Annotated in this window: 23 protein-coding genes; 5 read left to right on the top strand and 18 right to left on the bottom strand. The window is 71.2% G+C overall.

Going from position 1 to position 21,644, the window contains the following annotated elements; translation table 11 throughout:
- Positions 1-119 precede the first annotated feature (119 nt).
- The 5 genes from H7965_RS06120 to H7965_RS06100 form a co-directional block, all read right to left on the bottom strand.
- Complete coding sequence (locus H7965_RS06120; protein WP_186769674.1) at positions 120-989, bottom strand: LLM class F420-dependent oxidoreductase; 870 nt, start codon at positions 987-989, stop codon at positions 120-122.
- A gap of 86 nt (positions 990-1,075) precedes the next feature.
- Positions 1,076-1,903, bottom strand: coding sequence for an ABC transporter permease (locus tag H7965_RS06115; RefSeq protein ID WP_186769673.1), 828 nt, complete (start codon positions 1,901-1,903; stop codon positions 1,076-1,078).
- A complete protein-coding gene (locus tag H7965_RS06110) occupies positions 1,903-2,841 on the bottom strand; it encodes an ABC transporter permease (protein ID WP_229682496.1) in 939 nt (312 codons plus the stop codon). The genes H7965_RS06115 and H7965_RS06110 overlap by 1 nt, the downstream gene beginning before the upstream one ends.
- Positions 2,842-2,933: 92 nt before the next feature.
- Entirely contained in the window at positions 2,934-4,187 is a 1,254-nt protein-coding gene (locus tag H7965_RS06105) for an FG-GAP repeat domain-containing protein (RefSeq protein WP_186769672.1), read from the bottom strand.
- A gap of 131 nt (positions 4,188-4,318) precedes the next feature.
- Positions 4,319-5,080 (bottom strand): HpcH/HpaI aldolase family protein, encoded by a 762-nt coding sequence (locus tag H7965_RS06100; RefSeq protein WP_186769671.1) that lies wholly within the window; start codon positions 5,078-5,080, stop codon positions 4,319-4,321.
- A 169-nt stretch (positions 5,081-5,249) separates the two neighbouring features.
- On the opposite strand from H7965_RS06100, the gene H7965_RS06095 reads away from it, so the two are divergent.
- A complete protein-coding gene (locus H7965_RS06095; protein WP_186769670.1) occupies positions 5,250-5,765 on the top strand; it encodes a hypothetical protein in 516 nt (171 codons plus the stop codon).
- A 51-nt stretch (positions 5,766-5,816) separates the two neighbouring features.
- Here the strand turns inward: H7965_RS06095 and H7965_RS06090 are convergent, their stop codons facing one another.
- The 5 genes from H7965_RS06090 to H7965_RS06070 form a co-directional block, all read right to left on the bottom strand.
- Complete coding sequence (locus H7965_RS06090) at positions 5,817-6,929, bottom strand: glycosyltransferase family 4 protein (protein ID WP_186769669.1); 1,113 nt, start codon at positions 6,927-6,929, stop codon at positions 5,817-5,819.
- The gene (locus H7965_RS06085; RefSeq protein WP_186769668.1) at positions 6,926-8,095 is read right to left on the bottom strand and encodes a glycosyltransferase family 4 protein; all 1,170 of its coding nucleotides are present in this window, start codon (positions 8,093-8,095) and stop codon (positions 6,926-6,928) included. The genes H7965_RS06090 and H7965_RS06085 overlap by 4 nt, the downstream gene beginning before the upstream one ends.
- Complete coding sequence (locus tag H7965_RS06080) at positions 8,092-9,165, bottom strand: GNAT family N-acetyltransferase (RefSeq protein ID WP_186769667.1); 1,074 nt, start codon at positions 9,163-9,165, stop codon at positions 8,092-8,094. Before H7965_RS06080 ends, H7965_RS06085 begins: the two co-directional genes overlap by 4 nt.
- A 142-nt stretch (positions 9,166-9,307) precedes the next feature.
- The gene (locus tag H7965_RS06075) at positions 9,308-9,856 is read right to left on the bottom strand and encodes a PEP-CTERM sorting domain-containing protein (RefSeq protein WP_186769666.1); all 549 of its coding nucleotides are present in this window, start codon (positions 9,854-9,856) and stop codon (positions 9,308-9,310) included.
- Positions 9,857-10,005: 149 nt separating this feature from the next.
- Positions 10,006-11,025 (bottom strand): alpha/beta hydrolase family protein, encoded by a 1,020-nt coding sequence (locus H7965_RS06070; RefSeq protein ID WP_229682497.1) that lies wholly within the window; start codon positions 11,023-11,025, stop codon positions 10,006-10,008.
- Between the two features lie 141 nt (positions 11,026-11,166).
- Between H7965_RS06070 and H7965_RS06065 the strand changes: the two genes are divergently transcribed.
- The 4 genes from H7965_RS06065 (at position 11,167) to H7965_RS06050 (ending at position 13,445) form a co-directional block, all read left to right on the top strand.
- Positions 11,167-11,748, top strand: a complete 582-nt coding sequence (locus H7965_RS06065; protein ID WP_186769665.1) for a chromate transporter — start codon at positions 11,167-11,169, stop codon at positions 11,746-11,748.
- The gene (locus tag H7965_RS06060) at positions 11,745-12,281 is read left to right on the top strand and encodes a chromate transporter (RefSeq protein ID WP_186769664.1); all 537 of its coding nucleotides are present in this window, start codon (positions 11,745-11,747) and stop codon (positions 12,279-12,281) included. The genes H7965_RS06065 and H7965_RS06060 overlap by 4 nt, the downstream gene beginning before the upstream one ends.
- Before the next feature lie 85 nt (positions 12,282-12,366).
- Positions 12,367-12,681, top strand: a complete 315-nt coding sequence (locus tag H7965_RS06055; protein ID WP_186769663.1) for a hypothetical protein — start codon at positions 12,367-12,369, stop codon at positions 12,679-12,681.
- A gap of 215 nt (positions 12,682-12,896) precedes the next feature.
- Complete coding sequence (locus H7965_RS06050; protein ID WP_186769662.1) at positions 12,897-13,445, top strand: NUDIX hydrolase; 549 nt, start codon at positions 12,897-12,899, stop codon at positions 13,443-13,445.
- Between the two features lie 13 nt (positions 13,446-13,458).
- Here the strand turns inward: H7965_RS06050 and H7965_RS06045 are convergent, their stop codons facing one another.
- The 8 genes from H7965_RS06045 to H7965_RS06010 form a co-directional block, all read right to left on the bottom strand.
- Positions 13,459-14,256: a creatininase family protein gene (locus H7965_RS06045; protein WP_186769661.1), complete on the bottom strand. Its 798-nt coding sequence runs from the start codon at positions 14,254-14,256 to the stop codon at positions 13,459-13,461.
- A 5-nt stretch (positions 14,257-14,261) separates the two neighbouring features.
- Positions 14,262-14,837, bottom strand: a complete 576-nt coding sequence (locus H7965_RS06040) for a peroxidase-related enzyme (protein ID WP_186769660.1) — start codon at positions 14,835-14,837, stop codon at positions 14,262-14,264.
- A 74-nt stretch (positions 14,838-14,911) separates the two neighbouring features.
- Complete coding sequence (locus tag H7965_RS06035; RefSeq protein ID WP_186769659.1) at positions 14,912-15,430, bottom strand: hypothetical protein; 519 nt, start codon at positions 15,428-15,430, stop codon at positions 14,912-14,914.
- The gene (gene ftsY, locus H7965_RS06030) at positions 15,427-16,596 is read right to left on the bottom strand and encodes a signal recognition particle-docking protein FtsY (RefSeq protein ID WP_456308126.1); all 1,170 of its coding nucleotides are present in this window, start codon (positions 16,594-16,596) and stop codon (positions 15,427-15,429) included. Before ftsY ends, H7965_RS06035 begins: the two co-directional genes overlap by 4 nt.
- 113 nt (positions 16,597-16,709) lie before the next feature.
- Positions 16,710-18,008: a tRNA (N(6)-L-threonylcarbamoyladenosine(37)-C(2))-methylthiotransferase MtaB gene (mtaB, locus tag H7965_RS06025; protein ID WP_186769657.1), complete on the bottom strand. Its 1,299-nt coding sequence runs from the start codon at positions 18,006-18,008 to the stop codon at positions 16,710-16,712.
- Positions 18,005-18,835, bottom strand: a complete 831-nt coding sequence (gene dapF / locus H7965_RS06020; RefSeq protein WP_186769656.1) for a diaminopimelate epimerase — start codon at positions 18,833-18,835, stop codon at positions 18,005-18,007. The genes mtaB and dapF overlap by 4 nt, the downstream gene beginning before the upstream one ends.
- A gap of 75 nt (positions 18,836-18,910) precedes the next feature.
- Positions 18,911-20,515, bottom strand: a complete 1,605-nt coding sequence (locus H7965_RS06015) for a helicase HerA-like domain-containing protein (protein WP_186769655.1) — start codon at positions 20,513-20,515, stop codon at positions 18,911-18,913.
- Positions 20,516-20,624: 109 nt separating this feature from the next.
- On the bottom strand, positions 20,625-21,497 hold the full coding sequence (locus tag H7965_RS06010) for a Hint domain-containing protein (RefSeq protein WP_186769654.1): 873 nt from the start codon (positions 21,495-21,497) through the stop codon (positions 20,625-20,627).
- Positions 21,498-21,644 lie beyond the last annotated feature (147 nt).

Here is a 21,644-nt window from a genome sequence, read left to right as displayed (position 1 = left end):
GATCGGCCTCTGCGGCCGGGGCGTTCCGCCACGCGACCCTTGGTGCAGGGCATGCGCGCCTGGCCCGGCAAAGCAACGGCGCCGGGACAGGCGGGTTGCCGCCCCCGCGGCCTTGCGGATCACGCGGCCAAGCGCACCAGTCTCTCAATCTCCGCCATGCGGCCATCGACACGCTCTGGCCGCTGGCTGTCGAGGTTCACCACCAGCCGGTGCACGCCGAGTTCGGCATAGGCCGCCATCGCATCGACGGGCATCGACATCGGCGGCGTGATGATGATCTCGAACTCGGGCCCACGCGTGCGGCCGGCCGCGGCGAAGGCCGCGTCGAGCCGGCCGAGCATCTCCCGGACGCCGGCGGGGTCGCGGTTGAAGCCGTACCAGCCGGCGCCGAAGCGCACGGCGCGCCGCATCGCGGCATCGGCATAGCCGCCGACGATGATCGGCACATGCGGTTTCTGAATCGGCTTCGGGTCCAGCCGGGCAGTTTCGAACCTCACCCATTTGCCGGCGAAGTCCACCACCGGCTCGGTCCACAGCCGCCGCATGACCTCGAGGAATTCGTCGCAGCGCGCGCCGCGGTCTTCCCAGCGGTAGCCGCAGGCCTCGACCTCCTCCTTGTTCCAGCCGACGCCGATGCCGAAGTCGATGCGGCCCTCGGTCAGCCAGTCCAGGGTGCAGATTTCCTTGGCGGTGTAGATCGGATTGCGCTGCGGCACGAGCGCGACGCCGGTGCCGAACCGCAGCCGGCTCGTCGCCGCGGCGAGGAAGCCGAAGGTCGCGGTCACGTCCAGCATGCCGCCGCCGTCCGGCACCGGGATGCGCCCGTCCTTCGAGCTGGGATAGCCGAAGGTGTTCCTGTCGAACAACACCACGTGCTCGCCCATCCAGATCGAGTCGAGGCCCGTGTCCTCGGCGCGCCGGCCGAAGTCGCGGATCATCTGTGGCGTCGCCAGCGGCGACATGAAGGTGGCGAAAACTCCGATTTTCATCCTGGCGCTCCTCATGCGGCCGGGGTGGCCCTGGGGCGATCGGGTGCCGCCCTCGCCCCGACGCTATCACCCGCTGCATGGGCGCGTCAGCGCGGCAGCCGCCCCCGCACCCCATCCGCCAGCAGCGAGCATCCCGCCACCGTCAGCAGGATCGCCACCCCCGGCCATACCGCGGCCCAGGGCGCCGCGAAGACCATCTCCTGCGCATTGGCCAGCATGTTGCCCCAGGAGGGCGCCGGCGGCTGGATGCCGAGGCCGAGGAAGCTCAGCGTGCTCTCGGCCAGCACCGCCCCGGCCACCGCCAGCGCCGTCGCCACCGCGATCGGGCCAAGGATGTTGGGCAGCACATGCCGCAGCAGCACGCGCGGCTCCGAGGCCCCCGCCACCCGCGCCGCCGCCACGTAGTCGAGCGAGAGCTGGGTCAGCGCCGCGGCGCGAGCCAGGCGGGCGACGCCGACCCAGCCAAACAGGGTCAGGATGACGGTGATGCGGGCGATGTCCGACCCCGCCTCGCCGCGCGGCAGGCCGAAGCGGCCGGTATCGATCGCCGCCAGCACGATCAGCAGCGGCAGGGCCGGCAAGGACAGCAGCCCATCCGCCAGGCGCATCAGCACCGCATCCAGCCAGCCGCCGCGCCAGGCTGCCGCCAGCCCGGCGGCGGTGCCCAGCAGCGTCGCTCCCAGCGCCACCGTCAGCCCCACCACCAGCGAGACCCGGGCGCCGAACAGCAACCGCAGCAGGATGTCCCGACCCAGCTCGTCGGTGCCGAGCGGATGCGCGGCAGAAGCTTCGGCGTAACGCAGGAACAGATCCGGGGCGAAGGGGTCATGGCCCAGCCAGTCGCGCACCAGCCCGGCGCCGGCCGCGCCGGCCGCCAGCAGGGCCAGCAGGCCAAGGCCGAGCCAGAGCCGCATCAGCCGGCCAGCCGCGGGTCGATCAGCCGCTGCGCCACATCGGCCGCCAGGGTCGCCAGCATCGTCACCAGCGCCGCCAGCAGCAGGGCGAGCAGCGCAAGGTTGTAGTCATTGCCCATGACCGAATCGTAGATCAGCTTGCCCATGCCGGGCCGGGCGAAGATGGTCTCCGTCACCAAGGCGCCGGAGACCAGCGCCCCGGCATCCAGCGCGGCGATGGTCACCAGCGGCACCGCCGCATTGGGGAAGGCGTGGCGCCACAGCACCGCGCCCTCGGACAGCCCCTTCATCCGGGCGGTGCGGATGTAGGGCGCGGCGAGTTCGGCCTGCATCGCCGCCAGCCCATGCCTTGCGTAGGCCGCCATGTTGACCAGCGCCAGGGTCGCCACCGGCAGCACCAGGAAGCGCAACGCTTCCACTAGGCCGGCATCCTCCGCCACGCCGCCGGCCGGCAGCCAGCCGAGGGTGACGGCGAAAAGGATGATCAGCAGCAGCCCGAGCCAGAAGGCCGGCGTCGCCTGGACCAGGATGCTGAAGCCATCGGCCAGCCGCCCCAGCCCCGGCCGCACCGCCCCCGCCACCCCCAGCAGCACGCCCCCGCCGGCCGCCAGCGCCAGCGCCCAGCCGAGCAGCACCAGGGTGGAGCCGAGCGCCGGCCAGAGCACCGCCTGCACCGGCACCGAATACAGCCGGGAATAGCCGAAATCGCCGCGCAGCACCGCCGCCGCCCAGGCCAGGTAGCGTTCATGCAGCGGCCGGTCGAGGCCATGGATCTCCCGCAGCTTCGCCAGATCCGCCGCGGTCAGGGTGGGGTCGCCCAGCATGGCGAGGTCGAGCGGATCGCCCGGCATCAGCCCCATCGCCAGCCAGCTGAGCGCCGAGACGACCACCAGGGTGACGGCGATCTGCACCAGCCGCCCGCCGATCAGTCGCAGCACGCCGCAATCCCGCTCCGTTGCGCCACCACCGTCTCCGCCATCCCGGCCGCAGTCTGCCGGGATGGCGGCGGCGACTCAATGCAGGGACGGGCTCAGACGATGGTCCAGTCGGTGCCCGGGCTGGCGACGAAGGTCTTGGCGAGGATGCTGGTGCCATCCATCTGCCACTGGCTGATCATCCCATCGTCCTGGCGCCAGAGGATGTCGGCCCTGCCGTCGGCGTTGTAGTCGCCGGTGTCCATCACCGTCCAACGGGTGGTCGGATTCTCCAGCGTCACCGCCTCCCGCACCGCATCACCGTCCATCAGCCAGAGGCCGACCTGCCCGTCGTCGTGGCGCAGCAGGATGTCGGTCTTGCCGTCCCCGTCGAAATCCGCAGCGGCGGCGACGTTCCAGGCGGCGCCGAGCATGGCGACGATGGTGGCGTTCACCACCGCACTGCCATTCATCTCCCACAGCGAGATGACGCCATCGGTGTTGCGCCACAGCACATCGGCGCGGCCATCGCCGGTGAAGTCGCCGCTGCCCACCGCCGACCATTCGGCGCTGGCGGTGGCGACGACCAGGGCGCTGGTCACGCCCAGGCCGTTCATCTGCCAGGCCGAGACGGTGCCATCCGTGTGCCGCCACATCAGATCGTCCTTGCCGTCGCCGTTGAAATCACCGGTGGCGACCACCGAATAGGCCAGCGGCACCCCCGGGGCGATGACCGCGCCCGTCGCCACCGCGCCGGGCAGGTTCCATACGCCGATGGTGCCATCCGGCAGGCGCCACAGCACCTCGTCCTGGGCATCGCCGTTCAGGTCGACTCTGGCGATCACCTCGGCGCCGGGGTTGAGGACGCCGTAGGCCGGGGCATCCACCACCGCGGCACCATTCATCGACCAGCGCGAGATCCCGCCGGTGACATGCTGCAGCAAGATGTCGGAGTAGCCGTCGGCGTTGAGGTCGTTGGCGGCGAGGTTGAGGAAATTGCTCGGCAATGGCGCGAAGGTGATGTCCCCCGGCTGCAGGGCGGTGACCCTGGCGAGGAAGATCGCGTCGCCGAAGCGCCCGTCGTAGACGGCGAGGCCCGGCACCCCCTCGATGGATACAGCATTGACGATGATGGATGCGGCGGTCAGTCCGCCGCCGAATTGCAGCTTGTCCACGCCAGGGGTGAAATTATCGATCCAATCCATCCCATGCCCTGGCGCATAGGCAAAGATGTCCGCCCCCGGGCCCAGGACGATGTAGTCGTCGCCCAGCCCGGGGACCACGGTCGCCGGGCTGAACGGCCCGATAGCGTCCCGCAGCGGCGTGCCGAGCACCAGGGTGCCGTAACGGGGGGAGTTCACGATGGCCATTCCGGATGCATCCCTTTAAGATGTTCCGGAATGTGGTAGACAATTTTACGGCTAGCGCTTCTAACAGTCGCGTATGGTGCAACGCGAAAATCGAAACGATCGCGTCTCTATTGCGACTGCGTGGCGGTAATTCAGCCGCCGCGGGCCTGCTTCACCGCCGCCTTCGCGGCGTTCACCATCAGCCCCACCTCATTCGAGATCGTCACCAGCTTGAAGCCCATCTGGATCATCCGGTGGGCATAGGCGGGGCTGCCGTTGTGCAGGCCCGCGGCGATGCCGCGCTTGCTGGTCTCCTTCAGCAGCTTCTCGTAGATGCCGAGGACGAAGGGGTCCTCCACGTCCAGCTTGGGCTCAAGCCCATAGGAGAAGCAGAGGTCCGAGGGGCCGACATAGATGCCGTCTATCCCCGGCACGTCGAGGATGGCCTCGATGTTCTCGATCGCCTGCTTGGTCTCGATCATCGGGATAACGAGGATGTTCTCGTTGGCGGTCTTCTGGTAGCCGCCGGCCTCGCCGTAGACACCGGCGCGGATCGGGCCGTTGCTGCGGGTGCCCTGCGGCGGGTAGTAGCTGTACTGCACCAGCCGCCTGGCCTCGTCGGGCGTATTCACCATCGGGCAGATCACGCCCTGGGCGCCGGCGTCGAGCACCTTGCCGATGATGCCCGGCTCATTCCACGGCACCCGCACCATCGGCGTCACGCCGGAAGGCTGGATGCCCTGGAAGCAGGCGACGCAGGAGAGGTAGTCCTGCACGCCGTGCTGCATGTCGACGGTCACGCTGTCCCAGCCGCACTGGGCGTACATCTCGGCGCTGAACGCATTCGGGATGGCGAGCCAGCCGTTGACCACGGCCTTGCCGGCCTTCCAAGCTTCCTTGACCTTGTTCGCCATCGCTTCCTCCTGCGGTTGTTGCGGCATGTTACGGGACGGCGACGCCGGTGGTCCGCGCGACCAGCCCTGCGCGCAATGGTCCGACCCAGCGACGCCTGACCCGCCGGTTCCTCCCACTGTTTCCACCACTAAGCGCGCTATCCGGGACCGTCAACGCGGCGCCGGAAGGATGCGGCGGCTGCCGCAGCGGAACGCCATGCCGGCAATCGCCAGCCGGATTCAGTTCGCGCCAGGAAACCGACAGAAGTTCGAAAGGGAGCGCGGTTGGCAGCCCGTCGATCCGGCTTGGCCCAGCGTCGCTGATCCAGCCTTCAACATGTTGTTTCATACAGATCATTCTGCCGGACCAGCGGCACAGCGAATCCTGCCCGATGCCTGCCGGAGGAATGCCATGGCTGGGGAACACCGCGCTGCCCTCCTTCATCGCACGCGGCGTCGGCAATTTCAGTGCCTAGGGAAGACCGAGGCGCGGTTCGCCATCGCGACGCCGCAGTTCCAGACCGGTGCGAATGGCCATGCCGTGGCCGATCTCGGCATCACGCTGACCGGGATGAGCGCGGCCAGTCTCCCGGCGCGGGATTTCGTCTGGAGCCAGATATGCGCTGAAGCAGGACAGGCCGCCCATCTTCCGTCATGCGCGGGCCTGACCCGCGCATCCGCCTCCACAGCAAGAACCGGAGGCTGAATGGCCAGATCAACTCCGGTCATGACGGTTTCCGGCCTCCGGCCGCAGGCCTCAGCCGCGCGCCAGCCCGTCGAACAGCCGCGCATAGGCCTGGTACATGACCTCCTCGTCATAGTCGCGCTCCGCCTTGGCGCGGTTGGCGGCGCCGAGGCGGGCGCGCAGCGCGGCATCCGCCAGCAGTGGCCGCAGCGCCACGGCCAGGGCGGCATCCTCGCGCGCCGCGAGATGCGGCCAGCCTTCAGCCGGCAGCATGGCACGCAGGTCGCCCACCTCGGTCGCCGCCACCGCCAGCCCGCTCGCCATCGCCTCCAGCACCGAGAAGGGCATCTGCTCGGTGTCGGAGGAGAGCGCCAGCAGATCCATCCCTCGATAGGCCGCCGCCGGATCCGGCACATGGCCGAGGAAGCGCACGCAGCCGCCGAGGCCGAGCTGCCCCGTCAGCGCCTCCAGCCCCCTCCGCTCCGGCCCGTCGCCGAGGATCGCCAGCCGCGCCACCAGCCCTTCCGCCCGCAGCAGCGCCATGGCGCGCAGCAGCCGGCCGAGGTTCTTCTCTGGCCGCAGCGCCGCCACCGTGCCGATCAGCGGGCCCTCGCCCGGCACCTGGAGCGGCGCCGGCGGCCCGTCCGGTCGGAAGCGCCGCAGGTCTAGCCCGTTCGGGATATGATGCAGCCGCGCCTCCGGCAGCCGCCAGCCCTGCCGCGCCGCGTCCAGCAGCAGGGTGGAAGGCACCACCACCTCGCTCCGGCGCAGGGCCAGGCGACGGGCCAACATGCGGCGCGGCTTCTGACCGGCCGCCTCATCCGGGCCGAAGCCATCCTCGGTGTGCAGATGCGGCAGGCGGGGCGGCAGCAGGTTGGCAATCGCCCATTCGATGCTGCCCCAATTGCTGGTCACCAGCAGCGCCGGGCGCAGCCGGTGGAACAGCCTGCGGATCGCCAGCAGCCGCTGCGCCGGCGTGGCGTCGCGCGCATGCGGCAGTGGGACCAGGGTGCAAGGCACCTCCGGCCGCAGCCGCTCGGTGCAGGCGGTATTGCCGTCGAGCGCCAGGATCGCGTGCCGCCAGCGCGGCCCGAAGCGGTTGGCCAGCGCGGCGAAGCGCACCTGCGCCCCGCCGACGCCGAAGCCCGGGAAGACGTGCAGCAGCAGGGGGGCGGCGTGGCTCATCGTGCGGCCTCGGGCGCGGCCTTGGCGCGGCGGGCAATCTCGGCCTCGGCCAGCGCCACGGCGCGGCGGGCATTGCCGGACCAAGTCAGGTCGCGCGCCAGCACCTCCGCCCGCGCCGCGGCGCCCAACCGTGCCCGCAGCACAGGGTCGGTCGCCAGGCGCTTCACCGCCGCCCACATCGCCCCAGGCTTGCCGCCCTCGAACAGCAGGGCAGTGCGTTCGTGCTCCAGCACCTCGCGGATGTTCGGCTGGTCCGGGGCGACTATGGCGCGGCCCGCAGCCATGTATTCGAAGACCTTCAGCGGTGAGGCATAGGCGACCGCTGCCGGTTGCAGCGCGATGTCGAAGCCGGCGACCAGGCTGGGCACCGCCTGCCGCTCGGCAAGGCCGGTGAAGCGTACCCGGTCGGCGATGCCGAGCTCCGCCGCCAGAAGCTCCAGCCCTGGCCGCGCCGGGCCCTCGCCGACAACCAGCAGTTCCAGCGGCGTCGCGCCACGGAAGCCGGCAATTTCCCGCACCACCGTATCCAGCCCATGCCAGTCGCGGACAAAGCCGACGAAGCCAAGGGTGACGACGGGCTTCGCCGGCGCAGGCGCAGGCGCAGGCGTGGGGAATTCTGCTATTTCGATCCCGTTCGGCACCACGACGATGCGCGCCGCCGGCACGCCGGCATTCCGCACATGTCCGGCCAGCACCTCCGTCACCGGCAGCACGTGGCTGGCGGTCCGCCAGACGAAGCGTTCGGTCCAGCGGGCCAAGCGCTGCAGCGTCAGCCCGCCGAAGCGCGACCGCTCCTCAGCCAAGGGGGCGTTGACCTCGACCAGGAAGGGCACTTGCCGCCGCCGCGCCAGCAGCGCGCCGGAGAGGAAGAACAGGTTGTACCGCTCGTAGATCGCATCCGGCCGGAACCCGGCGGCGGCGCGGGCGAGGCGGAGATAGGCGGGAATGCTGTAGGCCAGCTCCGCCAGCTCTGCCGCGGCACCCGGCAGCCAGCGCCGCAGCAGCGCGGTCAAACGGCTCTCGCCGCCGAGACTGGCCTCGGCATAGGCGGCGGGGCCGACGACCCGCACCTCATGCCCCTCCGCGCGCAGGGCGGCGACCATCGACTCGAGGTGCACGCTCATGCCGTCACGTGACTGGATGCGGTGGCTGTAGAGGATCTTCATGCAAGGCTTTCGATTGCGGGGCGGAAGCGGCGGCGCAGCCGCCCGGCAGTGTCCCGTGCCAGGGCGAGCAAGCCTTCCGGGTGGCGCGGGTCCAGCAGGATCACGCCGATACGCTGCCGCCGCGTCCCGGCCCAGAGCTGCTTGTAGGCATCGTCGCCGCGGCCGAAGTCGATCGACCGCACTCGGTCCGTCTCCAGCAGCCGCCGGATCATCAGCGCGGTCAGCACGGTGCCGGGGGAGGCGGCGCGGGCGGCTTCCAGGTGGTAGAGCTTCGGAATGGTGGCGCGCCTCCCCGCCACCACCCAGTATTGCGCCGCGACCGGGGCGCCATCCTGCTGGTTCCGCAATACGCCGAGGCGCAGCGCGCCCGCCGCCGCCATGGCCCGCATCAGCGCGGCGTCGAAGCCGGCGAAGGGCTCATGCGGCTTCCAGCTGCCGGCGCGCACCGCCTCATAGGCGGCGATGCCGGTCTCCAACGCCAGGCCCGGCGCCGTCAGCAGCTCGAAGCGCAGCTCCCGCCCGGCGCGGGCGAGCTTGCGGCCGATGGTGGTGCGCAGCGCCGGCGGCCGGGCGGCGAGATAGGCGTCCCAGCCCAGCCCCTCGGCGAATTCCTCATGCCAATTGCCGAAATGCCGGTAGCGCAGCGCCATCAGCCCGGCGGCACGGCAGCCTTCCAGCAGCGGCTCCAGCCCTGGTGCCTCGGCGTCCATCGCCTCCAGCCGCAGCGGCGGGCGGAAGCGCAACAGCCGGCCAAGGGTGCGCCCCGCCGTCCGCAGCGCCGCGTCATCGGTGCCGGGGGCGATCAGCGGCTGCCAGAGCAGGGAGTAATCGGTGGTCAGGCTGCCGAGACGGCGGCCCTGGCGCAGCAGTGGCACCAGCACCGCATCGGTCACCGCGGCCAGGGCCGTTGCCGTCGGCGGCAGGGCATGGGCCAGGGTGGTGTCGAGCCAGATGCGGCCGGTGGCAAGTTCGCCGGCGGGCGACAGGTAGCGGTCGCACCAGCCGGGCAGCCCGGTGCGCGGCAGCGGCAGCAGCCGCGCGGCGGCGCCTGTCGACAGCCCATCCGGCATGGGGTCAGGCTCGGCGCTTGGACCGGGGCTCCGGCATGGCAACTCCTGGGTGACAAACGACTATATAACCGGTATAAATGATTGAGACCACCGCATGCCATGGCTGCGGTCGTTGCTTCGCCTGCAAATGCCTGCCCCGGCCTCAGCCCGCGACGGGGCGACGGCGGCGCACCGCCTGCAGGCCCAGCAGTCCGGCGCCGAGCAGGAGCAGGGTCGCCGGTTCCGGTATGTCGATCGGGGTGAAGGTGACGGTGATGCTGTCGCCCGCCGCGAAGTGCTGGCCGGCCCAGTTCATCTCCAGCACGCCGTTGATCACGGCGGTTGAAACCACCTGCCCGGCCGAGGTGGTGACGGCGCGCACCGTGCCGAAGCCGTCGCCGGAGAGGACAGTGAATTTCAGGCCGTTGTAGGCGGCGTTGGCATAGTCGACGTCGGTCGTGGCGGTCAGGATCAGGCTGCTGGCGGCGAAGTCGATGGTCGTGAAGACGTTGCCATCCACGGTCAGCAGGGCTTCGGTGCCGGCCCCGACCGTGAAGGGCGTGGGCGAGACGCTGGCGTTCTCGTACGGCGAGGCCGTGGTGCCGAAGTAGTAGGCGCCGTCGATGACGCTGCCGACCAGGCTGGCCCGCGCCGGCAGCGCGGCGAGCAGCAACCCGATGACGGCGAAGCTGATGCGGCGACAGCGGTCCATGCGGCGATCTCCGGCAGGCGGGCCTCTCCAGCGGATCGGCGTCCACGCCCCTCCGCAGCCCGGTCAAGCATTGCCACAGCAATGCAACACTCCGGCGGCGGCGCAAAACATCGTTTTGTCGCCGTCCGATTCGCCTCAGCCGCGCCGCGCTACCGCCAGAGCCCCTTCGCCGTCAGCCAATCCTGGATCATCGCCGCCACTTGGTCGCCGTTGCGGTCCATCATGACCATGTGGCTGTTGCCGCGGATGCCGCGCTCCGGCAGGTCCACCACATCGACGGTGCCGCCCGCCGCCCGGACCGCCTCGGCGAAGCGGAGGCCATTGGCGCGGATGGTCGGCCAGCGGGCGTCGGTGGCGATGTAGTCGCCATAGACGACCAGCATCGGGATGTCGCGCAGCGCCGCCACCTTCGCCGGATCGCCGGTCGCAGCCGGCTCCACCAGCACCAGAGCCCGGACCTTGTCCGGCCGTTCCTGCGCCGCCCGCCAGCCGAATTGCCCGGACTGGCTGTGCACCATCACCACGCTCGGCCCGACGCGGTCGAGCAGCGCCAGATAGGCATCCAGCGTCAGCGCATCGGTGGTGGTGAAGCGCGGCACCACCTGGCGGACGAAGTTGCGGTAGCTCTCCGGGTCGGTGGGGAATTGGACGCCGGGGTTGGTGGTGCCTCGGGCGAAGCTTCCGGCGCCGTCGCCGATGCGAAAGCGCTCCCAGGGATTGTCCTGGGTGAGCAGCACATGCTGGCCGCCGGTCTGCTCCGGAATCATGCTCCAGCCGGAGCGACCGCGCTCCACCGCATCCGAGACATAGACCGGCCAGCCACGACGGAGGAAGAAATGCTGCCAGCCCTCGCGGCCGTCCGGCGTGGTCTCCCAGGTGACGCCGGTAAGGCCGCCGCCGTGCCACATCAGCAGGGGCGCCTGGCCGCGCGGGTTGGCCGGGATCATGTACTGGGCGTACATGCTGCCCATCAGATAAGTGCCGTTGGGGTCGATGCGGACGGGCACGCTGCCAGGGTTGAAGGCCATTTCCCGCACCGGCTGGCCGCTGATCACCACCTCCCGCCCGCCGACGTGGAAGCTGCCCCAGCGCTCGAGCGCGACCGGCTCGGCTGCGGCGCCGGCGCCGAGCGTCATCGCCAGCAGCCCGGCGGCGAGTGATCCGTGCAATGCATGCGTCCACCTCGGCTTGTCGTTCGGCGCCGATGATGCCGGCGGCACCGGCCCAGCGCCACCACCTTGGCGGCCGTCCCGGCTTTCCCCGGGCGCCGATCCGCGCGACCATGCCGCCCCATTCTGGAGTCCCCGCCCTTGTCCGACGCCGCCGCCCCGGCCCTGACGCGGCCGAGCCATGCCGGCCTGTTCCTCGGTTACCTCAAGATCGGACTGCTCGGCTTCGGCGGCGTCGCCGCCTGGGCGCGGCATGTCATCGTGCAGGAGCAGCGCTGGCTGACGGAGCGGGACTACGCCGAGGTCCTCGGCCTCGGGCAGATCCTGCCGGGGCCGAACGTCGGGAATGCGGCGGTGATGATCGGGCGGCGCTTCCATGGCCTGGCCGGGGCGCTGCTGGCGACCTCCGGCCTCTATTTCGCGCCGCTGATCATCCTGATCATCCTGTGCCTGTTCTACGACCGGTACGGCCAGCTTCCGGCGGTGGCGCCGGTGATGGCCGGCATCGCCGCCGGCGCCGCCGGCATGGTGATCGGCACCGCCCTGAAGATGGCGGGCAAGCTGAAGCTGCACGCAGAGGCGCTGGTGGTGCTGCTGCTGGCCACGGTGGCGGCGGCCTGGTTCCGGATATCGCTGCCGCTGATCGTCGTGGTGCTGGCGCCGGTCTCGATCGCGCTGTCGCTGCGACGGGCCGGGCTGCTGGGCAAGGGGGCGGCGCGATGACCCTGGTGCTGCAAATCCTGCTGACCTTCTCCATCCTGTCGCTGGTGGCGATCGGCGGCGCCAATGCGGTGCTGCCGGAGATGCACCGCCAGCTGGTGGAGCTGCACGGCTGGCTGGACGATGCGACCTTCTCCCAGCTCTACGCGCTGGCGCAGGCGGCGCCGGGGCCCAACATCCTGGTCGCCAGCGTGATGGGCTGGCGGATCGCCGGCGGCCCCGGGCTGGCGGCGGCGACGCTCGGGATGCTGGTGCCGGCGGCGGTGCTGGCCTGGGGCATGGCCGGGCTGACCCAAAGGCTGCGCGGCGCGCCCTGGCTGAAGCCGGCGCAGGGCGGGCTGGTGCCGGTGGCGATCGGGCTGATCCTGGCGGCCGGCATCACCATGGCCCAGGCGACACACGGTTCGGCGCACAGCCAAGGGGTGATGCCGCTGCTGCTGGTGGCGGTGGCCAGCGTCTTCGTCTGGCGGACGGATTACAGCCCGCTCTGGATGCTGGCCGGGGGCGGGGTGATGGGGGCGCTGCTGCTCGGGTAGGTCGCGTTCGCCATCCTTACATAAATGCGGAAAACACAACCTTAGGCTGCTGGATGGTTAATGCCGCCTCGGCCGAGGCTGGGGCATGCGCATCGCCCCGATCCCGCAGCTCCGCCCGCCGCCCGGCCGCCGCCGCTTCTGGGCGCGGGGTGCCTTAACCGGCGATTCAGATATCCGTGTCATGGTCCTGCGCATGATCGCGACGAACTCCCTGGCGGCCTTCACCTCCGGAATCGGCGGCACGCCGCCCGTCAACGGCCCCGAGCGCGCCCAGCCGGTACGCGGCATCGCGCCCACCCCCGGCGGCGACACCGGGCCGCAGCAACGCACATTGGAAACCGTCCCGCCGCCACCGAACCGTCCCACGCCGCGCGGCTCACTGCTCGACCTGCGGGTCTGACCGCCCGGCCAGCCGCGCGCAGCCCGTCATGGCCGGATTTGATTGGGCCATCCAACCCGGGTTTTCACAGCGGAGGCGAATGCGCGGGTCAAGCCCGCGCATGACCGATGGCGGGCGATCCGCCCCTGCTCAACCCTCTGCCAGCCGTCCAGGACCTCGGCAGCCCCAGCAGCGCCGGACTTGCGCCGGCGCCCGCACCCGCCCATCGTCCTGGCATGCCTGCCTTCATCCGCGCCATCCCGGATGGCGATGACCGCGAACGGCTGACCTGCCCGGATTGCGGCTTCATTGCCTATGAGAACCCAAAGATCGTCGTCGGCAGCGTCGTCTCCGCCGAAGGCCGCATCCTGCTCTGCCGCCGCGCCATCGAGCCGCGCCGCGGCTTCTGGACCCTGCCGGCCGGCTTCATGGAAATGGGCGAGACGGTGGAGGAAGGCGCCCGGCGCGAAGCCTGGGAGGAAGCCCAGGTCCGCATCGCGCTGGAGGGCGTGCTGGCGGTCTATTCCATCGCCCGGCTCGGCCAGGTGCAGGTCATCTTTCGCGCCGGCTTCGCCGAGCCAGGCTTCGCCGCCGGGCCGGAAAGCCTGGAGGTGCGGCTGTTCGGCTGGGAGGAGATCCCCTGGGCGGAAATCGCCTTCCCCTCCGCCCGCTGGGCACTGACCCGCTGGCAGGAGATGGCGGGCAAGCCGCTGGCAGCGCCAGCGACCAACCCGCCGGAGGATGCCCGCGGCACCCGCCCGCTGCCGCAGCCGGCAGGGCTGTGAGGCTGGGCTTCCCTTACTGATCCCGCTGGGCGCGGCCCGGCGCCCAGACCGGGTCCGGCACGCTCCACAGCAGCGGATCGCGGATTGCTGCCGCCAGCGCGGTGGTGACGGCAGCGAGGATGGCCTCGCCCTTCTCCGCCGTCGCGGCACGCGGGTCGCCACGGACCCCGGTGCGCGGCGCCCGCTCCTCGAAGGACCAGAAGCGGACCATGCCGGCGGGCGGGCTAGGCGGCGGATTGGAGATGGTCTCGGCCAGCTTGTCCTGCCGCACCTGCGCCCCATCCAGCGCCAGCCAGAGGCTGGTCTCGCCCTCGCAGGCGTGCTGGATGCCGGGCTGCGTCGTCAGGATGGCGCCGATCTCCTTCGGCGCCAGATGGGGCCAGGTGGTGACGACGATCGGGATGCCGAATTCCACCGCCAGCTCGCGGGAGGCGACCGCCAGCGGGTCGATGTTGCCGCCATGCCCGTTGACGATCAGCAGCCGCTTGAAGCCATCCGCCAGCAGCGACCGCACCACGCAGCGCAGCACCGCCTGGAAGGTCGCATGGTCCAGGGTGATGGTGCCACCGAAGGGCAGGTGATGCTCCGAGAGGCCGAGCCAGAGCGGCGGCAGCACGGCAATGGGCGTATCCTCCGCCACCGCCGCGGCGGCGCGCAGCGCGATCTCATGGGCGCAGACGCTGTCGGTCCAAACCGGAAGGTGCGGGCCATGCTGCTCCAGGCTGCCGATCGGCAGCACCACCAGCGCCTCCCGCGCCGCCAGCGCCTTCAGCTCCGGCGCGGTCATGCGGTCCCAGCGGATCTCGGTCATCGGTGTCAGCCCCTGCCCATGCCGTAGAATTCGTCATTGGGCCTGAGGCTGGTGAAATTCGCCAGCCGGTTCGACATGCCGAAGAAGGCGGCGATGGCGGCGATGTCCCAGATCTCGTCGGCGGAGAAGCCCAAGGCACGCAACGCCTCGCTGTCGGCCTCCTCCACCTCATTGGCGCGCTGCGTCACCTTCAGCGCGAATTCCAGCATCGCCTTCTGCTTCGGGGTGATGTCGGCCTTGCGGAAATTGGCGGCGATCTGGTCGGCGATCAGCGGGTTCCTCGCCCGGATGCGGAGGATCGCGCCATGCGCGATGACGCAGTACTGGCACTGGTTGAGCGAGGAGACGGCGACGACGATCATCTCCCGCTCCGCCTTGGTCAGCCCCTCCGGCTTGTCCATCAGCGTGTCGTGATAGGCCATGAAGGCGCGGAATTCCTCCGGCCGGTAGGCCAGCATCAGGAAGACGTTGGGGATGAAGCCGGATTTCTCCTGCACCTTCAGAATGCGGGCGCGGATGTCCTCCGGCATCTCCTCAAGCCGCGGCACGGGGTAGCGGCTGACCGGGGCGGAATCGGGCATGGCGGAGGGCCTCCGTTGTGGTGAATGGGGGCAACCCCAGCGGGCCGGGGCGTGGGAAGGCGGCCGCGCCGGGATCAGCGGGCGGGCTGGCCAGCGGCCGGGATCTCCAACGGCCCGGCTGCCTGGCGCAGGGCTGCCATCACCTCATCCGGCGATTCGCGCACCGCGATGTCGGTGTTGAACCGCAGCCCGACCATGACGATGGCGGCGCGGGCGCCCGCCGCATGGCGTTCCTGCGAATCGCGCACCAGCACGACGCGATTGGTCGCCAGGTAGATCCGCGCGCCGTTCAGATCGGTCAGGGCGATTAGCCGCTGGCCGGCGGCGGTGAGCCGGCGGGCGACCGACTCCACCGGCTCCACCGTCCGCTGCTGCACCCAGGCGGTGGTGTCGATCACCGTATGGCCCTCGACCCGGCCGATGCGGACCACATGCGCGACGGCCAGCCGCACCGGTACCCGCCCCTCGGTCGGCACGATGTCGATGAAGGCGCTGGCGGTGGCGGCCGTCGGCGGCGGCAGATCCTGTGCCATGGCGGCGGCGGCGACAAGCAGCGCGCCGGCGGCCAGGGCCAGGCGGCGCGCCGGGCTCATTCCAGCCCGACTAGGCTGCGGGCGAAATCCCGTGCCTCGAACGGCCGCAGGTCGGCGGCCTTCTCGCCGACGCCGACGAAATGCACCGGCAGGCCGAATTCCTGCGCCAGCGCCACCACCACGCCGCCCTTGGCCGAGCCGTCCAGCTTGGTCACGGCAAGGCCGCTGACGTTCACCATCTCCTTGAACACCTTGGCCTGCTGGATGGCGTTCTGGCCGGTGGTCGCATCCAGCACCAGCAGCACCGAATGCGGCGCACTGTCATCGACGCGCCGCATCACCCGGATGACCTTGCGCAATTCCTCCATCAGCGCTGACTTGTTGTGCAGCCGGCCAGCGGTATCGACCAGCAGCACATCCGTGCCGTCACCCCGTGCTGCCGAGAGCGCATCGAAGGCGAGGCCCGCGGCGTCGGCGCCCTGTTTCGCCGGGACATGGACCTTGGCGCCGGTGCGGTCGGCCCAGATCTGCAACTGCTCCACCGCCGCGGCGCGGAAGGTGTCGCCGGCGACGAAGGCGGTGCGCAGCCCCTGCTCGCGGTACTGCTGGCCGAGCTTGGCGATGGTGGTGGTCTTGCCGGTGCCGTTGACGCCGACCACCAGCACCACATGCGGCGCCCGCGTGGGGTCGAGCGGCATCGGGCTGGCGACCGGGGCGAGGATGGCGGCGATCTCCTCGGCCAGCGCCGCCTTCACCTCCTCGTCGGTCACTTCCTTGCCGAAGCGGGTCTTGCGGAAGCCCTCGACGATGCGGCCAGCGGCGGCGACGCCGAGATCGGCGCCGATCAGCATCTCCTCCAGCTCCTCCAGCGCCGCCTCGTCCAGCCGGCGCTTGCGGAACAGCGAGGTGACGCTGTCGGTCAGCTTGGCGGTGGAGCGCGACAGCCCGGACCTGAGGCGGGCGAACCAGCCGGTCTTCTGCTCCGCCTCGCCCTGCGGTTCCGTGGGCTGTGGCGGCGGCGCGGGGACCGCCTCGCGCGCCTCCACCTCGCGCAGCGCGCCTTCGTCATCCTGCGGCGGCAGCTCGTGGTCGATGACGGGCTGGGGCGGCGGGCTGGGCTCCGCGCCGACCCGGGTGAGCGGGCTTGGCGCGGCGAAGGGCGGCGGCTTCGCTGGCTGCGGCGGCACCGGGATGTCGGGCGCGGCGACCGGCGGCGCGGTCGGCATGCCCTGTGGCGGGACCGGCGCCGGCGGCTGGCCGGGCGGGGAGGTCAGCGGCGCTTCGGCAGGCGGCGGCGCCTCCTTGCCGCGCAGCCGGCCGATCCAGTCTCGCAATGCCATCAGCTCTGCCCCATCCGCGGCGCCACCTCGGCCAGCAGCCCCTCCGCATCGGCGCCGGTGACACGGACCAGGCGCAACTCGCCGGGCGCGGCGCTGCCGCCCACCAGCCGCAGCGGGGCGAAATGCGCGGTGTGGCCGCGGTCCTCACGCTCGAACAGCACGGCTTCCTCCCCTCCCGACCGAGCCGCCTCCAGCCGCGTCCCGTAGAAGCGGGCGGCGCTGGCCTGGCCCGCGGCGCGCAGCCGGGCGGCGCGTTCCCGCCGCAGCGGCACCGGCAGTTGCGGCATGCGGGCGGCCGGGGTGCCCGGCCGCTCGGAGTAGGGAAAGACGTGCAGGAAGGTGAGTTCCATCGCCGCCACCAGATCGAGCGTCTCGGCGAAGGCCGCCTCGGTCTCGGTCGGGAAGCCGGCGATGAGATCGGCACCGAAGGCGATGTCCGGCCGCGCCGCCCGGGCGCGGCGGGCGACCGCCAGCGCATCGGCGCGCAAATGCCGCCGCTTCATCCGCTTCAGGATCAGGTCGGCGCCGTGCTGCAGCGAAAGATGCAGATGCGGCATCAGCCGCGGCTCCGCCTCGATCAACCGCCAAAGGTCTGGGTCGATCTCGACCGGGTCGAGCGAGGAGAGCCGGAGCCGCGGCAGCTCCGGCACCAGCGCCAGCAGGCGGCGGATCATCTGGCCGAGAGTGGGGGTGCCGGGCAGGTCAGGACCATAGCTGGTGATGTCGACGCCGGTCAGCACCACCTCGCGGTAGCCATGGGCCACCAGGGTGCGCACCTGCTCAACGATGGCGCCTACGGGGACGCTGCGCGACGGGCCGCGGCCATAGGGGATGACGCAGAAGGTGCAGCGGTGATCGCAGCCCTGCTGCACCTGGACGAAGGCGCGGGCGCGGCCGGCGAACTCCGTGACGAGATGCGCCGCCGTCTCGGTTGCCGCCATGATGTCGGAGACCGGGGCGGGTGGGGCGTCCAGCGCCCAGCTCTCGGGCTTCAGCTTCTCGGCATTGCCGATGACGCGGGTGACGCCGGGCAGGGTGGACCAACGGTCTGGCGCGATCTGCGCGGCGCAGCCGGTGACAATGATGGGGGTGCCGGGGTTGTCGCGGGCGGCGCGGCGGATCGCCTGGCGGGCCTGGCGCTCGGCCTCGGCGGTGACGGCGCAGGTGTTGACGACGATGGTTCGGTCATGGCCGGCCGCAGTCGCCAAGGCCCGCATGCCCTCCGATTCATAGGTATTGAGGCGGCAGCCGAAGGTCAGCACCTCGACCGGATCGCGGGCCGCGCCGGGTGCGGTCATGCGCCGTAGGCCGCGAGGTCGAGGCTGCCAGTGAAGGCGGTGGCGACCGGGCCGGTCATCAGCACATGGCCGTCGTCACGCCATTCGATCACCAGCTCGCCGCCGGGCAGGGCGACGGTGGCGTGCCGCCCGGTCAGCCCGCGCCGCGCCGCATTCACCAGCGCGGCGCAGGCGCCGGAGCCGCAGGCGAGGGTCAGCCCGGCGCCGCGCTCCCAGACCGTGAGGCGGATGTGCGCGGGGTCCAGCACCTGGACGAAGCCGATATTGGCCCGCTCGGGAAAGATCGGGTCGTGTTCCAATGAGGGGCCAAGCACCTCCACCGGCACCGCATCCAAATCCGGCACGAAGAAGGTCGCGTGCGGGTTGCCCATGGAGCAGGCGGCGGGCTCGGCCAGCACGCCACGGGTCAGCGGCAGGTGCAGCGTGTCCATCTCGGCCGCCAGCGGCACCTCCTGCCAGCCGAGCCGGGCCGGGCCCATGTCGGCCCGCCACAGCCCCCCGGGCAGCGCCTCCACCGGCAGGTCGCCGGCAATGGTGCGGACCACCACGCGGTCCCGCCCCGCCTCCGCCGCCACCAGCGAGGCGACGCAGCGGGTGGCGTTGCCGCAGGCGCCGGATTCGGAGCCGTCCGGATTGCGGATGCGCATGAAGACATCGGCCCCGTCCCGGCCGGGCTCCAGCACGATGAACTGGTCGCAGCCGATGCCGCGCCGGCGGTCGGCGATGGCGGCGGCGCGGCCGGGAGTGATCGGCAGCGGGGTCGCGCGCGCATCCAGCACGACGAAGTCGTTGCCGAGGCCGTGCATCTTGCGGAAGGGAACCATCACGGGCGCAGATATGCCCCGTCCGGCCCGGGCTTCCAACCCTGGGCACGGCGCCCCGGCCATGCTTGGGCCGGGCAGCTACCGCTTCAGGATCGATCCCAGCACCCCGCGCAGCACCGCATTGCCGATCTGCCGCCCGACCGAGCTGCCCATGCTGCGGGCGACCGATTTCGCCATGGATTCCGCCACCCCTTCCCGCTTGCCGCCACGGCCGGTGAGAATATCGCCCAGCATGCCACCGAGCCCGCCGCCCGCTTGGCCCTGGGGGAGCTGCGGAATGCGGCTGCCGCGGGGTGTGGGCGGCGGCACCGGCGGCAGCGGCCGGGGCGGCAGGGCGGCGCCGCCCCAGGGGTTGCCGCTGCGGACCGGGGCGCCGCCGGTGCGGCGCGGCCCCTCGGCCGGCGCGGCGGTGGTGCGGCCGACCAAATGCTCATAGGCGCTCTCGCGGTCCACCGCCGTGTCGTAATGCCCGGCCAGCGGGCTGCGGTCGATGATCGCCGCGCGCTCCTCGGCAGTCAGGGCACCGATCCGGCCGCGCGGCGGCAGGATGCGGGCACGCTCCACCGGGCTCGGCGTGCCATCGGCCTGCAGGGTGGAGACCAGCGCCTCCCCCACGCCGAGTTCGCCGATCACCGCCTCCACCCGCAGCCTTGGGTTGGGGCGGAAGGTCTCGGCGGCGGCGCGCACCGCCTTCTGCTCGGCCGGGGTGAAGGCGCGCAGCGCGTGCTGCACCCGGTTGCCGAGCTGGCCGAGCACCGCCGCCGGCAGGTCCAGCGGGTTCTGGGTGACGAAATAGATGCCGACGCCCTTGGAGCGGATCAGCCGCACCACCGTCTCCACCTTCTCGACCAGCGCCCGCGGCGCGTCGCGGAACAGCAGATGCGCCTCGTCGAAGAAGAAGACGAGCTTCGGCTTCGGCAGGTCGCCGACCTCCGGCAGTTCCTCGAACAGTTCCGACAGCAGCCAGAGCAGGAAGGTGGCGTAGAGCCGGGGGGAGGCGATCAGCTTGTCGGCGGCCAGCACGTTCACCGCGCCGCGGCCATCCGGGGTGACGAGCATCAGGTCGGCCAGCGCGAGCGCCGGTTCGCCGAAGAATTGCTCGCCGCCGGCCTGTTCCAGCATCAGCAGGCGGCGCTGGATGGTGCCGACCGTGGCCTTGCTGACATTGCCATAGGCGGTGCCCAGCTCCGCCGCGCGATCGGCGACATGGCTGAGGATGGCGCGCAGGTCCTTGAAGTCGAGCAGCAGCAGCCCTTCGTCATCGGCCAGGGCGAAGGCGATGCTGAGCACCCCCTCCTGCGTCTCGTTCAGTTCCAGCATCCGGGCGAGTAGCACCGGGCCCATTTCCGCCACCGTTGCGCGCAGCGGATGGCCCTGCTGGCCGAAGACGTCCCAGAACACCGCCGGAGAGGGTTCATAGGCGAAATCCGCCTCGCCGAGCTCATGCGCCCGCTGCTCGATCTTGGGGTTGGATCGCCCGGCTTCGGCGAGGCCGGAGAGGTCGCCCTTGATGTCGGCGCAGAACACCGGGACGCCGGCGCGGGAGAAGCCCTCCGCCAGGGTCTGCAGGGTGACGGTCTTGCCGGTGCCGGTGGCGCCGGCGATCAGCCCGTGGCGATTGGCGCGGGAGAGCAGCAAGGTGCAGGGGCGCTCGCCGGCCCCCAGCAGAATTGTCTCCGACATCGGCCTTCGCTCCCCGCTCCGCTGCCCCGGATATAGGGCGGCGGGCGCGCAGCAAAAAAGGGCGGCCCACGCATGGCGGGCCGCCCTTGTTCTGGTCCGGCGGATGCGCTCAGGCGGCCGCGGCGGCCTCCGCGCCGAACATCGCGGCGGCGCGAGCGGCGATGCGCTGGCGGACCGCCATCGGCACCTGGCGGTGCGACAGCGCGCGCGGCAGGTCGAGTTCTTCCACCGCCGGGGCGTCGGCGAACATCGCCACATACTCGTGGATGTTGTCGAAGCTGGCGCGGGTGACGTTGTCGACGAAGGTCTCGGCCGGGGTGTTCTCGGCCAGGATGATCGAATGGTCGGCGGTTTCGATGTGGTAGTAGGTGAAATTCGCCGGCACGTTGTCGTCGCGGAGGATGCTGGTGCCGTTGACCAGGGCGCCGGCCTGGATCAGCACGCCGTCGATCAGCAGGGCATGGCCGGGCGAGACCAGCAGGTCGCGGCTCGGCACGTTCTCGGCCAGGGCGCCGGCCTTGATGCGGACCGGCAGCTTGGTGATCGGGTCGGCGAAGAGCGCCGAGACGGTCTGGCGCCCGATCCAGCGGATCGGCCGGGTCTCGCCGGCGGCGGTCAGCACCAGGTCGCCGATGGCGAGGCTCTCGACCGCCGCCTCGCCGGCCGGGGTGCGGATCAGCGTGCCGGGCATGAAGCAGAAGGTGTAGTCCGCGCCGCCGGGGCCCACCGTGTCGGGCGTGGTGGTAACCGTAGCACCGGAGGCAATGGTCTGCTTGGTGAAGTAGTAGATGGTGGTGATGCCGTTGGTGGTGTTGGAGGCATAGAAGCCCGAGGTGCCGTCGGTGGAGGCGAGGCCCAGGTAGGTGTAGGTTTTCGGCAGGCCGCTGGCGCGAGCGGTGAAGGTCTCCGCCGAGGCGCTATCGCCGAGGGTGTAGTTTTCGCCAGAGGTGGTGATGGTGAAGGCACCGGTCTGAGAGCCCATCCGGGAAGTTTCGATTCACGCTGAGGGCTTTCTGGCCAGCCGGCGGAGCATGATGCGGATCATTGCCATGCGGACGAAGGCGGCGGCGATGCGGCAGTGTCGCTCGAAGTCGCGGGCGAGGCGGCGGTTGCGGCTGATCCAACCGAT

Origin of the sequence: Siccirubricoccus deserti (assembly GCF_014283215.1) — a bacterium.
Classification (GTDB): Bacteria; Pseudomonadota; Alphaproteobacteria; order Acetobacterales; family Acetobacteraceae; genus Siccirubricoccus; species Siccirubricoccus deserti.
The sequence above is the reverse complement of the archived record's forward strand: the minus strand, read 5'-3'. Positions and strand labels throughout refer to the sequence as shown.

What these genes read in the sequence shown, in the direction of transcription:
- H7965_RS06085 (WP_186769668.1), bottom strand. Translation starts at nt 8,095, where the DNA reads ATGAAGATCCTCTACAGCCACCGCATCCAGTCACGTGACGGCATGAGC.
- mtaB (WP_186769657.1), bottom strand. Translation starts at nt 18,008, where the DNA reads ATGACCGCACCCGGCGCGGCCCGCGATCCGGTCGAGGTGCTGACCTTC.
- H7965_RS06115 (WP_186769673.1), bottom strand. Translation starts at nt 1,903, where the DNA reads ATGCGGCTCTGGCTCGGCCTTGGCCTGCTGGCCCTGCTGGCGGCCGGC.
- H7965_RS06100 (WP_186769671.1), bottom strand. Translation starts at nt 5,080, where the DNA reads ATGGCGAACAAGGTCAAGGAAGCTTGGAAGGCCGGCAAGGCCGTGGTC.
- ftsY (WP_456308126.1), bottom strand. Translation starts at nt 16,596, where the DNA reads ATGCCGACCGCGCCGCCGGTCGCCGCGCCCGACATCCCGGTGCCGCCG.
- H7965_RS06035 (WP_186769659.1), bottom strand. Translation starts at nt 15,430, where the DNA reads ATGAGCCCGGCGCGCCGCCTGGCCCTGGCCGCCGGCGCGCTGCTTGTC.
- H7965_RS06040 (WP_186769660.1), bottom strand. Translation starts at nt 14,837, where the DNA reads ATGCCCGATTCCGCCCCGGTCAGCCGCTACCCCGTGCCGCGGCTTGAG.
- H7965_RS06080 (WP_186769667.1), bottom strand. Translation starts at nt 9,165, where the DNA reads ATGCCGGATGGGCTGTCGACAGGCGCCGCCGCGCGGCTGCTGCCGCTG.
- H7965_RS06075 (WP_186769666.1), bottom strand. Translation starts at nt 9,856, where the DNA reads ATGGACCGCTGTCGCCGCATCAGCTTCGCCGTCATCGGGTTGCTGCTC.
- H7965_RS06050 (WP_186769662.1), top strand. Translation starts at nt 12,897, where the DNA reads ATGCCTGCCTTCATCCGCGCCATCCCGGATGGCGATGACCGCGAACGG.
- H7965_RS06045 (WP_186769661.1), bottom strand. Translation starts at nt 14,256, where the DNA reads ATGACCGAGATCCGCTGGGACCGCATGACCGCGCCGGAGCTGAAGGCG.
- H7965_RS06090 (WP_186769669.1), bottom strand. Translation starts at nt 6,929, where the DNA reads ATGAGCCACGCCGCCCCCCTGCTGCTGCACGTCTTCCCGGGCTTCGGC.
- H7965_RS06015 (WP_186769655.1), bottom strand. Translation starts at nt 20,515, where the DNA reads ATGTCGGAGACAATTCTGCTGGGGGCCGGCGAGCGCCCCTGCACCTTG.
- H7965_RS06095 (WP_186769670.1), top strand. Translation starts at nt 5,250, where the DNA reads ATGCGGCGGCTGCCGCAGCGGAACGCCATGCCGGCAATCGCCAGCCGG.
- H7965_RS06105 (WP_186769672.1), bottom strand. Translation starts at nt 4,187, where the DNA reads ATGGCCATCGTGAACTCCCCCCGTTACGGCACCCTGGTGCTCGGCACG.
- H7965_RS06060 (WP_186769664.1), top strand. Translation starts at nt 11,745, where the DNA reads ATGACCCTGGTGCTGCAAATCCTGCTGACCTTCTCCATCCTGTCGCTG.
- H7965_RS06055 (WP_186769663.1), top strand. Translation starts at nt 12,367, where the DNA reads ATGCGCATCGCCCCGATCCCGCAGCTCCGCCCGCCGCCCGGCCGCCGC.
- H7965_RS06010 (WP_186769654.1), bottom strand. Translation starts at nt 21,497, where the DNA reads ATGGGCTCTCAGACCGGTGCCTTCACCATCACCACCTCTGGCGAAAAC.
- H7965_RS06120 (WP_186769674.1), bottom strand. Translation starts at nt 989, where the DNA reads ATGAAAATCGGAGTTTTCGCCACCTTCATGTCGCCGCTGGCGACGCCA.